Source organism: Thermoplasmata archaeon, assembly GCA_015063285.1.
GTDB lineage: Archaea > Thermoplasmatota > Thermoplasmata > Methanomassiliicoccales > Methanomethylophilaceae > Methanoprimaticola.
On the sequence record SUST01000001.1, the window covers coordinates 86,350 to 99,321 of the forward strand.

A 12,972-nucleotide genomic window follows, 5' to 3' on the forward strand; every position below is an offset into this window, starting at 1 on the left:
GGTCCTGCCGATAACATTCCTGTTCGATATACTACTAGTATCAAAGTATGCCTTGCAGATACCTATAGAAGGTTCGAAGAACCTGGTTCTGACTACTGCATCCCCTTCGTTGTTATGGATCTCATACCGGAATCCGTCTGTAGTCGCGGTGCGCTCAAAGTCGTTGTGGACCGCCCGATTCTCATACGAGCCGTATTTCGAACTATCTCCTGGCAAGAAAAGACACCATTTTTGTCAAAGTTTTGGTAATATTTAATAATATTAGGCATGCCTAAAATAGAAACAGATTCATCCAATAGAGAGTCGAACAAAACTGATTTGGAGAAATACAAAATGAATAGTAAATTGATACCTGTTGTCGCATTAATAGCAGTGGTTGCAGTTGCTGCAATCGCTATTGTGGCGGTCAGCGGAGGAAATGACAACGGATCATCCGATAAGCCCTTCGAAGCCTTCACCGTCGAGGATCTCGCTGGAAACAAAGTAACGATCAGCAAGGAGATCAAACGCGTGGCCATAACCGACGTCAGCACCTTGGAAATGTTCGCAACCGCCTATGGCGAAGGATGGGACAAGATCGTATGCATGATGCCTGCCGACATATCCTCCAGGGATATGTCGCTCGGATCCTATATAGAGAAGACGTGGCCCGAACTGAGCAAACTTCCAAAATGCCCAGACATGTTCTCCGGATTCTCTACGAATCCTCTTTCTGTATCTGAAGCCATAATCGACACGAACCCCGATTTCGTACTGCTTGCAAAATCCTATATTGACTACTTCCCTGGAGCCCTTGATGGATTCTTCAACATGCTGAAGAAAGCAGACATACCCTATTTCGAAACCATGTTCTACACCTGGGGCCTATCCGAAGGCATCGCTGACAAGAACTTCACCCCTCTTGGAAAGATCCTGCAGAAGGAGGATCGTGCGAAGGATATGGTCAAATTCTACGATGAGAAGCTGAAGATGGTCAAGGACAGGGTTTCAGGCAGATCGGGCGATACGATCCGTTTCTATGGAGAGGTCCCGGTCGAACCCGGCACATACGGAACTGTATCCGCATACGGGTTCCCGGAGATCGATATACTCGGTTACAACATCCAGAACGATTACGGCGGAGGCTACAACTTCTCATTCAATCTTGAGAAGATGATAGAGTGCCAAGCCGATTGGATTGTGATCATATCCACTGCATATTACGGGGACAAACAGCTCACAGGCTACTTCGTACAGAAGGACGAGAAATCCCTCCAATCCGCCATGGACGAGTATCTGTCGCGTGACGGATGGTCCGAACTTGATGCTGTGAAGAACAAACATGTATGCTTCCGTTACGGGGAGATGAGGAACGGTCTCGCGGGACTTTACGACCTCTATGATCTCGCCAACATTGTTGACGAGAAGATCGTTTCGGACAAGGAACTCGCCGACCTGACAGCCGGATTGAACAAGTTCATGCCCTGGAAGATCGACGGAACATTCAGTTACGTGACGCAGTGATAAACATGGACCCTACGATCGGACGCACACTGTACAGGAACATAACTAGGAAGAGGGTGCTGTTCATCCTCATTGCCGCGATCACTGTGGCCATCGCATTCATGTCCAACATGCTGATCAACCTTAGTGCGGGTCCGATCGAGGGCCTTAAAGCCCTTTTCGATCCAGATTCTGTCAGTAAGAGTACATATCTGATCATGCATTACTACCGTCTGCCTGAGAGCTGTTTCGGGCTCCTCGTCGGATTGGCTCTAGGTATGGCCGGTGCAGAGATGCAGACGGTGCTTAACAACCCCTTGGCAGAACCTTACACCCTGGGGATTTCATCGGCCGCTTCATTCGGTGCCGCGCTATCCATCGCATTCGGTTTCGGAGCGACCGTCTTCGGAAATTATTCCACGATAATACTAGCCTTCGCATTCTCGATGATGATATGCCTGGTAATCACATCGGTTATCAACAGAAGAACGGCCAACCCGACCACGACCATTCTGCTTGGAGTGGCGATGCTGTTCCTGTTCCAATCTCTGGTCAGCCTCATCCAATCGATATCGAACAAAGATGCGGCCAACAGCATCATGTTCTGGATGTTCGGAAGTATCGGGAGGGATAACAACTACAGCGACATCGGGATACTGGCCCTGGTAGTCGTATTGGTGGCGACACTCTTCGCTTGGAATGCATGGAAACTGACATCTCTGAAGATGGGGGACAGCAAAGTCAATTCCATGGGCATTGACGTGACCAAACTGAGGCGTAACATCATAATAGGGATATCTCTGGTGACGGCAACCGCGGTCAGCTTCACGGGGACGATAGGTTTTGTTGGGTTGGTGGGGCCGCATATCGCACGCATGCTCGTGGGCGATGATCAGAGATTCCTCCTGCCGATGTCCGGACTGTGCGGCGCGGCAATGGTACTCATCGCCTCAATCATATGCAAATTCCTCGAAAACGTGGCATCGCTGCCGATAGGTGTCGTTACATCCCTTGTCGGTGTACCGTTCTTCATTTACCTCATAATGAGAAAGAGGGCGGTGGTCTCATGAAACTGGAAGTAGACGCCCTCCGCTTCTCATACGGCAGCACGGAGATCCTGAAGGGCGTATCAATGGAGTTCGATACAGGCATCAATGCCGTACTGGGCCCGAACGGTGCTGGAAAATCCACACTGGTGAAGTGCTTGTCGGGTGTCCACAAACCTTCATCGGGCACCGCCACGTTCGATGGAGAGAGCCTGATACATAGAGACCCTTACAAGATCAACATGACCTACATGTCCCAAGAGACACCGCATATCAGCAATCTGACCGTACTTGAGTTCATGCTCCTGGGCCGTGCTAACGAACTTAAGCTGAGGGTATCGGAAGACGACATCGACCTTGCTTATTCTCCGCTTCACAAGTTGGGGATAGAGGAATTTGCCGACAGGAATGTAGGCGAACTGTCCGGGGGACAGGCCCAGATGGTAATGATCGCCCAATGTCTCGTATCCGACCCCGACCTGATCATCCTCGATGAACCCATGAACAATCTGGACCTTAAGAGGGAATTGGACATATTCGAAATAATCAGAGAGGAGCATTCCCTGAGGGAATTGACCACCGTCATGGTGCTCCACGACCTGAATTTTGCTTCGAGGTATTGCGACCGCATAGTTGTTATGGATCATGGAGAGGTGTACTCGTCAGGAACGCCTCAGGAAGTAATTACTCCAGAAATGCTCCGTGATGTTTACAGGGTAGAGGCGGAAGTAGCGATTAACAGCTAAGGGTTCCCTGTGGTGTATCCGATTAGATCAATCAAATAACGCAAACTATTGACCATCTGTTTGACCGCTCCTGAGTACAATCCTGATAAAAAGAATAACTAGAATGACGGCGCATAAAAATAATTAAATAAAATTACTCTAAATAGGATAATTGCCGAATACGGTAAGTCCGGGACGCCGGGCAGACCAATTGCTCGGCGCCGGAACCGTTGGTGGGAGGTGAAATCGATGCTCTGCATCCTTATGGAACCACTTACTGTCGGTTCTATGTTGATAATCATGACAGATGAAGTCTTGATTATCGTTGATATCCCGTGAAGGATGTCAAGGATTGGTCAGCCTAACTGACCCGGCTCCTCCGGGAGCCGTCATCCACTCTCGCATAATAAAAATAGTCAATGGGGAGTATAAAATACCGCTGGTGATCCGTTGGTTTCAGAGTTTGAGCAGATAAAAAAAGACATCTTAGAGCCGTTCTTCAACCTTACCACAATCGAAGGCCTGTCCATCATGGAGGCTCTTTCCTTCTCACTGGTCCGGATAAGAGGACTATCCCCCATAGAAGCATCTGATGCCATTAAGGCCATCACAGGTAAGGATGTAACGAACTTCCGCGTGTCCGTGTATGTTGATCGGGGAAGGCGCAAGCTGATAGAGAACGAAACGCTTCTCAGCACCTACGAAGGAGAGATCAACCTGGACTGATCAGGAGACGATCTCCTTCAGCTTACCGGTCTCTGCCGCTTCCTTGATGTGCATGGCCATCCTTGCGCCAGTGCTCATTCCAGGATATATCAGGTCGGCATAGGGGGAACCGGAGATGAACGGGTTGGTTCCCGCGACGATCCTTGTCGAGATCTCGAAGGCCTTGAACTGCAGCTTATCGTTGACGACGGTCTCCAGACAGAACGGTCCCCACATTCCTCCGAACAGCTCGTAAGACTTGTCCACGACCTTCTCGGCCATGTCGAACGCCTTCGGCAGGAGAGATTCCCTGAGGACCACAGGTGTGTTTCCGGTGACCACGAACGAGGGGTACATTCCGACCTTCTTCAGATCGTCTATGTTACCGAGCTTGTACAGCTCATCGATGTTAGATTCGTCCCTACGGTCCATGGACATGAGCTCGAGCGAACCGCCCTCGGCACACTTGTAACCGTCATGCTTCAGAGGGTCATAGAAGAAGTGCATGTAGTACCTTGTACCCATGCAGTATTCCTGGATGTTGTATGACTCGTCGGGGTCGACTGCCATCTTGAAACCGTTGTAGTCCATGGCGATGAAGTAACCCTTACCGCCCTTGGCACCGTTGTACTTGACCATGACAGGCTTGTCGATGGCCTTGGGGTCGGTGATGATCTCGGGCATGGATACGCCGGCTCCGGAGATCCATTCCCTCTGCTTCTCCCTGCTGGATTCCCAATTAAGGACCTCACGGTTGCCGTACGAGGGGACGGGATAATCGCCGAACCTCTCGGAACCCATGTACTCGACAAAGGAACCGTGGGGGATGATGATCGCATTCTTCTCGTAGAGCTCGTCTACACGGGACTCCATGTCCTCGAAATCCTTGTACTTGATGATCTCGTCGGGCTTTCCGAGGGGGAACGCATCGTAGTACTTAGTGCTGTGAGATATGGTCAGACCCAAGGTCTTGAAGCCCAACTTCCTCGCGCCATGGAAAATCTGCAGCGACGAGTGGGAGCACAGAGTTGCTATCGTGATGTCCTTCGGATCGTATTCGTCCAGGATTGCGTCGATCTTACCTTTGGGTACCATTAGCGATTAATGGGATTGTCGCATTTAATAGTATCTCGCTTAAAAGGACATGTCTGGATACGCTTTCGCTGGGTTAGAGGCTGCGTGAGAATCGCCCGGTAGCGATGCTACAATTAACACTACTTTTCAATATCTGGCTATCTGCACTTTCGGGTACTTTCGGAGACCTCCCTCATATCCTTTTATACAATCGGAACGATGATGAGATATCCCTCCGAAAGGAAGGAGTCGATACAATGGAAATGGAAGAACTAACACCCCATATTCAGGAATTGCAAAGGGTGCTCGGAGACAAGATCGACGAAGAACAGCTCATCGCGGAGCTGAACAAGTATCTGAACGAGTACCACGTGAACATCGATGCCGCCAAAAGGGGCATCATAAGGAAGTACGGGGGGACCGACACGGCCACCTTCGTCACCGGCAACTCACTTGTGAAGAAGATCTCCGAACTCACGGGTTCGGAGCAGAACGTGGACATCACGGCCAAGGTGGTATTCGTTGACAACAAGGAAATCACAGTCAAGGGTCTGCCCAAGCAGATCATATCAGGTATCCTTGCGGACGAGACAGGATCGGTGTCCTTCACAGTCTGGGAGCCGGGAGCGCTCGTACTCGCGAAAGGATCGGTATACCACTTCAGGAACTGCTACTGCAAGACCTGGAACGACAAGGCCCAGGTCAATCTGGGCAACCGCGGTAAGGTCGAACCCGCCGACGGAGTGAAGATCGACCTTCCCGAAAGGCAGATAACAGCCGCACCCACAGAGATCAAGATCGGAAAGATCAAGGAAGGCATGGGCAGCGTCACGGTCACCGGTAAGATAATCTCCGTAGAGACCAGGGAGATCACTGCCAAAGGGGAACAGAAGACAGTCTACTCGGGAATCATCGCCGATGACACCGGGAAGATACAGTTCTCGGCATGGAGCGACTTCGGCCTCAAAGAAGGGGAGTCCCTGTGCATCCAGAATGCCTACATCAGGTCATGGAAGGGCATCCCCCAGCTCAATCTGGGCGACAGGTGCGAAGTGAGCCGCGTGGATGAGGTCACCGATATCGTTGACACATCCGCCAACATGAAGACGGTCGACGAGATCACCAGGATAGGCGGCGGACTGGACATAACATTGGAAGGTCTGGTCGTGGACGTCCGCCAGGGAAGCGGTATCATCAGGAGATGCCCCCAGTGCAACCGTTCCATGCTCAACGGCGCGTGCACCACCCACGGAATCGTAGAAGGCGTGATGGATCTGAGGCTCAAGGTCGTCATCGACGACGGTACCGGAGCCATCGGCGCCATCATTAACAAGAACGACACCGAGAAGCTCACCGGAGTGACCCTCCAGGCCGCCCGCGGACTGGCCGCGGTGAAAGGCGAAGCCGTCGTCGGAAGGGAGATCACCAGCAAGATCCTCATGAAGAGGGTGAAGGTGACCGGCAACGTCATGAGCGACGACTACGGCCCCAGCATGATAGTCAAGACCGCCAGCCTGGAGAAAATAAACCTGCAGGCCGAAGCGAACAAACTCCTCGACGAAGTGGAGGCAGCGATATGAACGCCAGGGAGACCGCATGGAGGGTGTTCGCCACCGAGCTGAACTCCACCACCCTCGAGATCAAGGCAACTGAGGAGAAGCAGCCTTCCTACATCGTCACCCCGCTTGGTGCGAAGATCAACAGGGTGCTCATCGCCGGCGTCATGACCGAGAAGGAGAACATCGGGAGCGAAGAGGAACCCATGTGGAAGGCCAGGATACAGGACGTGTCCGGAAGCTTCTACATCAACGTCGGAAGATTCCAGCCGGAGGCCTCCGCGGCCATAGCAGATATCGAGATCCCAAGCTTCGTGGCTGCCGTCGGAAGGGTAAGGACATACACCACCGACGACCAGAGAGTCTTCGTGTCCGTCAGGCCGGAGCACATCGTCCCCATCGACGAATCCGTACGCAACGAATGGATCCTCGAGACCGCCAAATCCACTTGGAAGAGGCTCAAGGACACCAAGAAGGTTCTCGGAATGGGGGATGCCACCGAACAGGACCTGATCAAATCGGGAATGTCCCCTACCGAGGCATTCGGCATAACATATGCACTGGACAACTACGGCCAGATGCCCGATTCCACACTGTACCTCAAGACCATCCAGGCAGCCCTCAGGATGCTGCTCCCCGACAGGGATGTCGACCTCGGGTTCCCCGAGGACTACTCGGACGAGCCCGACGAGATAGAGATGCCCGAGAACGGCGAGAGCTCAGGCAACAACGCCGCACAGCTCGAGGACATGATCCTCAGGCTCCTGGAGGAGCTGGACACCGACGGCAAGGGTGCGCCCAGGGAGGAGCTCGAGAGAAGGGCCGAGGCCGAGGGCATCAGCAGCATCGAGCTCGAAGAGGTCTCCAACACCCTCATGGACAAGGGACTCGTCTACGAACCTAACCTGAGATACCTCAAACGCATTTGAACGTAGGGGGTCCATCCCCCTACATCGTTGTATTAACAAATAATATCTAATAAATATCAGGACTCCTGATTTTTTCAGAACATGAAGATAAGGCAGCATCAGCTGATAGACATCATCATCGCCAATATGCTCATAGCGGCGTGCGTCATATCTTTCCTCAAGAGCAGAATTGTTCTAGATGAACTCAGCACCATCTCCTCATACTTCATGTTGGCAACGATAATCTTCGGAGTCGCCGTCGCCTTATATGTCATCTATACCAAGGATCAGGTGTTCGACCCTCTCAATTCCAGCCTGGATGAGAATCCAGAATGCGAAGAGGATGACAAGATCAGACTTTCTTGATGGTCTCGAACGACTTGAAGTCGGGTGGCCTGATCAGAGCATATATCGAGGTCATACCGTCATAGAACGCCACCGGAATCGTCAGTATGAACATCGCTATCGATATGGATGCGGAATGCATGAACGTTGCACCGAACTGATAGTACCCAAAGAAACATACCATGTTCATCACCGCTATGAATTGGGTGAAATCGCTGAGACCCGGAGCCATGAACAGCAGGACCGGGAACAGGCACAGGCACAGTAGTCCTAGGATTCCGTTTATGTACATGTACATGTAGAACAGCCAAGTCCTGAGCGAGAGCTTCCTGACGACGCCTTTGTTGTTCATCAGGGACCAGAACCATCTGCGTCTCTGCTTGTAATAATCCCTGACGGATGTTGGGGGAGCGATATAGATGTGGCCGACAGGGATCTCCGCGAACGTGTACTTCTTGGAGATCGACAACCCCATTATGAGGTCCTCTGCACCGTATGTCCCGTAATCCCATCCGATCTCGTATTCGACATCGGCACGGACAACCAGACCCTCCCCGTGAACGAACTGCGGGCGGTTCTTATGGTTGCATCTCTTGCACCACGCCTCGCAGTTGGCGATCCTGATGATATCCGCAAGGGACGAGAACAGATGCCTTCCCCACGCGCGGAGCCTTATGCATCCCTGCGCCCCTTCGCTGATCAGATAGTATTTCACGAACTCCAGGTAGGGCTTGTCGATTATGCTGTCATCATCCAGGTGGCAGATGTATGTCTCCTTTCCAAAACCCATCTCGTGGAATGCCTCGATACCGTATTGCATGGCACGCATCTTGCACAGGGATCCGTTGGGGCATTTGTAATCCGAAGGGACGGTTACCATCCTGCAGCTGTATTCGAATGTATCCCTCTCCTCCTTGACTACGAAAATCTCGGAGATCACGTTGTAGCTCTTGACCCTCTTGATGATCTTCTCGACCACATCAGTAGCCATCCCGTTGGTGGTGATTGCGACGATGACGTTGTTTGAGACCTCCAGCTTCTCATGCCTATCGAACAGCTTCCTATCGGTCATCAGCATACTGTAATCGATAAGGAAGAGCTGATAGAAAGCAAAAGGAGTGTAGAAAAGGAGCATCAGAGTAAGGACTAACTGGGGCACGGTGGTGATACCAAGTATGTCCAAACCCATGATCATGATGATTAAGAATTGGCTTGGTTTAATAAAATTAATGTTAGAATCGTAGAATAAAGTAGGAACATAAGGTCAATCCTGACTCCACATCAGCCGTTGGCTAATGCGGAGCCCTACCCACACAAAGAGGGTACGGAGCACAGGATGGTTACCCATCCTGTACTTCGGGAGTTTATTCCGGAGGACCTTATCACCCCGGATCCGTGACACCAGGATATGCACCACGATGTCTACGGTGCCGCTAACAATGTGGTTCCACACACCAACGCCCTTGCGGGCACTGGTGCAACACACACTGCACCGAGTTCACGCGACAGTCTTGATTCCCGACAGGAACCAAGAACGCCGACGATTGCTCGCGGATCAAGCAACAGCACACTGCCACAGGGCACCAAAACACTTATGATGTGTTTACGTGCAACCGTATGGGCCGCCGAACCCCGAGGGGAACGACGAAACCGCGATGTGTATACGCGATACGCGACACAAGACCGTCCACCATACGGCGGGCACTCCCAAACCGCGACACACGATGATGATGACGCTGCACTCCTTTGCAGGAAACGCACACGCAACCGTTTCGCACACCACGCCACATACGACGCTGATCCAATACCGCGCACAAATCTCATCGGGCTCTGCCCCCGACCTTCCCCGTTTACCGGGGCTGCACTGTCACCGTGCTTGAGCCATATCCAACAACCCATCACCTTACGGTGCGGGCGCCAACATATTGCCACCGGGAATACGGCGCACGCATCGCCTGAGCGATACATGCGTCACCCGCTGTCATAGCCAGTGTTCTTCCGGGTTTTACCCCGGACGTCCCCAACCCATGGGGACACATCGTTCACGTGCTGATCTGTCGCATATGTCTGACCGTAAGCAGCCGCCTGACCCCAAAGGGATCGACTGCACTGCCACGGTGGTCCACCATGACACAGTGTCATGATGGCTGATGCCATATACGTACGCTATGCGCGGATTGCGGCTTCGCAACAACCAACCAGGACTCGAACCCGGTCTCCACCCATACGGGCGACGCGCTGTCATGCGCTTGGCGCTGCACCATGCAGAAACTTCAGCCTACCCGACGACTCAGCGTCGACAGCCGAGCAACCCTTTCCCTCCATATGGAGGTACTCGGTCCTCTTCGTTTCTCACCCGACCTTGACGGACGGTACATGGACCTAAGCGATTACTCGCTACACTTACTCATGGAGTTTGTGATGTATTAGGCAACAGTATACTATGCTTGATTTCTATAAATAACTTTTGATTGTTATATCCAATTGTTAGATTGCATAGATGGGTTGTAAGCAATTAAAATGGACACTTTTTCTAATGTCTGGCTAGAATTTTTTGTATCCGTTCGCTTTTATATACGATTAAAATAGGTTGGATGAATCCTATACAGTCTTTCCTTTAGAAAAAAAGACCCTTTCTTTATAATTGAATTGTAAAAATGCCCCCGAAGGGGCAATGAGTTTGAGAAGCTCAGACGAGCTTTGCTTCGAAGTCGTCAATGGACAACTGGAAGTCGTTGGGGTCCTTGAGGTCACCGCGCTTGGTGAGGAGCTCCCTGGCGAGGATCCAGTAGACACATGCGAGTGCGCGCCTTCCCTTGTTGTTGGTGGGGATGACGAGATCGACGTTCCTGGTCTCGTTGTTGGCATCGCAGAGTGCGACGATCGGGATTCCGAGGTTGAGTGCCTCGTTGAGTGCCTGCTTGTCGGCTGCGGGGTCGGTGACGACCAGGACCTCGGGCTCGATGAAAGCGGGGTTCAAGGGGTTGGTCAGTGTTCCGGGGACGAAACGGCCTGCGAATGCGGGTGCTCCGATTGCCTTGGAGAACTCCCTTGCGGGCTTCTGTCCGTACTGCCTTGCAGAGACGACGAGGATCCTCTTGGAGTCGAACCTTGCCAGGAAGGAAGCTGCGTCCCTAAGCCTGTCGTCGGTCTTCTTGACATCAAGGACGTACAGTCCGTCCTGCCTGACCTTGTAGATGAAATCCTTCATGTCTGCGGATTTCTGCTGTGTTCCGATGTGAACTCCAGATGTCAGGTAGATGTCCTCTTCCACCAGGAGATCGGTTCCCGGTGCTACATATGATTCCTCTTCGCTCATGATTATTACCTCTTATTCAGTTCCTGACGACAGAGATCGGAATGAGATCCTTGTCGAATTCCAGCATGGCGATATCGATCGGGTCAAGCATATCCTCCGGATAGTCCGTGAGTACGGGCGCTCCGTATGAGATCTGCAGTGCCCTCGCTCCGATGATCCTTGCTTTCTCGAATCTTGTGTACTTACTGTGTGCTTCCATATAAGTCACCATACAGGATAGAGCCGTGTAGATTAGTCTTGATTATAAAGGTTTGCAGGCCCCTTATTTTTACTGTTAGTACATATATCAAAAAACGCGCGCGCGAGGGCCGTCTTTCGATACTCATTCCGGGACCTTATCCGAGGCCTTGTCGTTCTTGAGATTCAGCCCTACGATGCCCCCCATCGTGATGGCGAGGAACAGGTATCCCAACACGTTGAGGCCGTTGGAGAAGACTACGACATCGGCTATTGCGGCACCCACGACACCGATGCCTACCCATACAGCATAGCTAGACCCCATCGCAAGACCGCGCTTGAGCCCTCCGTTGAGCAGGATGGTGCCCACAATGCTCAGCGAGAGACCTAGTACAGTGTACAGAATATCCGTCATGCCTTCGGCAAGGCCCATGAACGTAGTGTAGATGGCCTCGACGATGCCCCCTGCAATAACCCAAAGCCATGCTCTGTTCATCCTACCACCAGATCGAATCCAGCGACGCCTACTACGACCATCGCTATGTAGAGTATCGTGTACCTGTCGAGGGGATCCTTGTAGAATATCCATCCGACCAGTGTGGTCATGACCGTGCCTATGCTCACCCACACCGCATATGCTATACTGACCTGCAGGGTGCCCTCGGTCGCCATGGAGAGACAGGCCGGACCGATGAACATGAACGCCAGGACCACTGCGCCCCAGAGGAGGTTCTTCGATTTGTTGTACTTCTGGAGCGACACCATCCAAATAGGTTCCATCAATCCTGCAAGGATCACCCAAAGTATTCCGAGATCGGCCATTGCAGATGGGTGCAAATTGATGAGAGATAAAAACGGTTCGACACTACCATATTCATTGTTTCAATGGCTATACTTAGTAATTGTATACAAAAAAACCGCCTACTGTTTCCATGATCGCAGCTCAGAAGACAGACGCCGATGCAATAACAATATCTATCGAGTATTGATTCTTGTTACATCGTGATCGAATGACATCAACAGTATCTTTAGATGAGTCAGGAAATGTCGGCTCACAAGACAGATACTTTGTGATGTCTGCCCTGATTGTGAAGCGCACAAGCGATCTGAACAAACCTTTCAAACTTCTTGATGAAATAAGGAAGAGAAAAACCAAAAAGAAAGGTTCCTCGTTTGAAGTAAAATTCAGTCACTCTTATACAGATGAAAAAATGGAGATTTTAAATGCGCTATCAAGTAGTTCTGTTTCTATCGTCTTCATAGTCATTGATAAGAAAAAATCGAAGCTTTACAGCGATGTACGTAACTGTGACTTATACAGGGCTTCGATAAGAGAGATATTACCCCTAATCGATAAAACTGTATTAACAAAAGACGTTAATCTGAATTTTGACGAAAATCTCTGCATCAGTATGAAAAAACTGACAGAGATGGTTAAAGATAATCTATCGAATCATAATGTTAAATCTGTTAGAAAAGTCAATTCTTCATCAGACAAGGCTGTCCAGCTTGCAGATTTTGTATCAGGTTCGATTCGCGAAAAATATGAACACGGGAATGACGAATTCTTAGCCATCATCAAAGACAAAATATCCATTGCCCATGAGACATAATGGCCGCGCACTTGCAGCCGAC

At 51.1% G+C, this 12,972-nt stretch carries 14 protein-coding genes; 8 read left to right on the forward strand and 6 right to left on the reverse strand.

Annotation, left to right across the window (positions count from 1 at the left end):
* Positions 1 to 267 precede the first annotated feature (267 nt).
* The 4 genes from E7Z62_00450 to E7Z62_00465 all read left to right on the forward strand — a co-directional run bounded on the left by E7Z62_00450 (position 268) and on the right by E7Z62_00465 (position 3,979).
* Positions 268 to 1,503: a hypothetical protein gene (locus E7Z62_00450; protein ID MBE6521593.1), complete on the forward strand. Its 1,236-nt coding sequence runs from the start codon at positions 268 to 270 to the stop codon at positions 1,501 to 1,503.
* A 5-nt stretch (positions 1,504 to 1,508) separates the two neighbouring features.
* Positions 1,509 to 2,552 carry an iron ABC transporter permease gene (locus E7Z62_00455; GenBank protein ID MBE6521594.1) on the forward strand — a complete coding sequence of 348 codons (1,044 nt, stop codon included), beginning with the start codon at positions 1,509 to 1,511 and terminating at the stop codon, positions 2,550 to 2,552.
* A complete protein-coding gene (locus tag E7Z62_00460) occupies positions 2,441 to 3,274 on the forward strand; it encodes an ABC transporter ATP-binding protein (protein ID MBE6521595.1) in 834 nt (277 codons plus the stop codon). The genes E7Z62_00455 and E7Z62_00460 overlap by 112 nt, the downstream gene beginning before the upstream one ends.
* 429 nt (positions 3,275 to 3,703) lie before the next feature.
* Positions 3,704 to 3,979, forward strand: coding sequence for a hypothetical protein (locus E7Z62_00465; protein MBE6521596.1), 276 nt, complete (start codon positions 3,704 to 3,706; stop codon positions 3,977 to 3,979).
* On the opposite strand, the gene E7Z62_00470 is transcribed toward E7Z62_00465, so the two are convergent.
* Positions 3,980 to 5,053: a formate--phosphoribosylaminoimidazolecarboxamide ligase gene (locus tag E7Z62_00470; GenBank protein ID MBE6521597.1), complete on the reverse strand. Its 1,074-nt coding sequence runs from the start codon at positions 5,051 to 5,053 to the stop codon at positions 3,980 to 3,982.
* 236 nt (positions 5,054 to 5,289) lie between these two features.
* Between E7Z62_00470 and E7Z62_00475 the strand changes: the two genes are divergently transcribed.
* The 3 genes from E7Z62_00475 to E7Z62_00485 all read left to right on the forward strand — a co-directional run bounded on the left by E7Z62_00475 (position 5,290) and on the right by E7Z62_00485 (position 7,862).
* Positions 5,290 to 6,612: a single-stranded DNA-binding protein gene (locus tag E7Z62_00475; GenBank protein ID MBE6521598.1), complete on the forward strand. Its 1,323-nt coding sequence runs from the start codon at positions 5,290 to 5,292 to the stop codon at positions 6,610 to 6,612.
* Complete coding sequence (locus E7Z62_00480) at positions 6,609 to 7,517, forward strand: glycerol dehydrogenase (protein MBE6521599.1); 909 nt, start codon at positions 6,609 to 6,611, stop codon at positions 7,515 to 7,517. The genes E7Z62_00475 and E7Z62_00480 overlap by 4 nt, the downstream gene beginning before the upstream one ends.
* 81 nt (positions 7,518 to 7,598) lie before the next feature.
* Positions 7,599 to 7,862, forward strand: coding sequence for a hypothetical protein (locus E7Z62_00485; GenBank protein MBE6521600.1), 264 nt, complete (start codon positions 7,599 to 7,601; stop codon positions 7,860 to 7,862).
* Here the strand turns inward: E7Z62_00485 and E7Z62_00490 are convergent.
* From E7Z62_00490 to E7Z62_00510, 5 genes are all read right to left on the reverse strand, one after another.
* Positions 7,849 to 9,036, reverse strand: a complete 1,188-nt coding sequence (locus E7Z62_00490) for a hypothetical protein (protein ID MBE6521601.1) — start codon at positions 9,034 to 9,036, stop codon at positions 7,849 to 7,851. The genes E7Z62_00485 and E7Z62_00490 overlap by 14 nt on opposite strands.
* A gap of 1,494 nt (positions 9,037 to 10,530) precedes the next feature.
* Positions 10,531 to 11,160, reverse strand: a complete 630-nt coding sequence (locus E7Z62_00495) for a 30S ribosomal protein S2 (protein ID MBE6521602.1) — start codon at positions 11,158 to 11,160, stop codon at positions 10,531 to 10,533.
* Between the two features lie 16 nt (positions 11,161 to 11,176).
* Positions 11,177 to 11,359 (reverse strand): DNA-directed RNA polymerase subunit K, encoded by a 183-nt coding sequence (locus E7Z62_00500; protein MBE6521603.1) that lies wholly within the window; start codon positions 11,357 to 11,359, stop codon positions 11,177 to 11,179.
* Between the two features lie 123 nt (positions 11,360 to 11,482).
* Positions 11,483 to 11,926: a hypothetical protein gene (locus E7Z62_00505; GenBank protein ID MBE6521604.1), complete on the reverse strand. Its 444-nt coding sequence runs from the start codon at positions 11,924 to 11,926 to the stop codon at positions 11,483 to 11,485.
* Positions 11,830 to 12,159, reverse strand: coding sequence for a QacE family quaternary ammonium compound efflux SMR transporter (locus E7Z62_00510; GenBank protein ID MBE6521605.1), 330 nt, complete (start codon positions 12,157 to 12,159; stop codon positions 11,830 to 11,832). The genes E7Z62_00505 and E7Z62_00510 overlap by 97 nt, the downstream gene beginning before the upstream one ends.
* 188 nt (positions 12,160 to 12,347) lie before the next feature.
* Between E7Z62_00510 and E7Z62_00515 the strand changes: the two genes are divergently transcribed.
* Positions 12,348 to 12,950, forward strand: a complete 603-nt coding sequence (locus E7Z62_00515) for a DUF3800 domain-containing protein (protein ID MBE6521606.1) — start codon at positions 12,348 to 12,350, stop codon at positions 12,948 to 12,950.
* Positions 12,951 to 12,972: the final 22 nt, after the last annotated feature.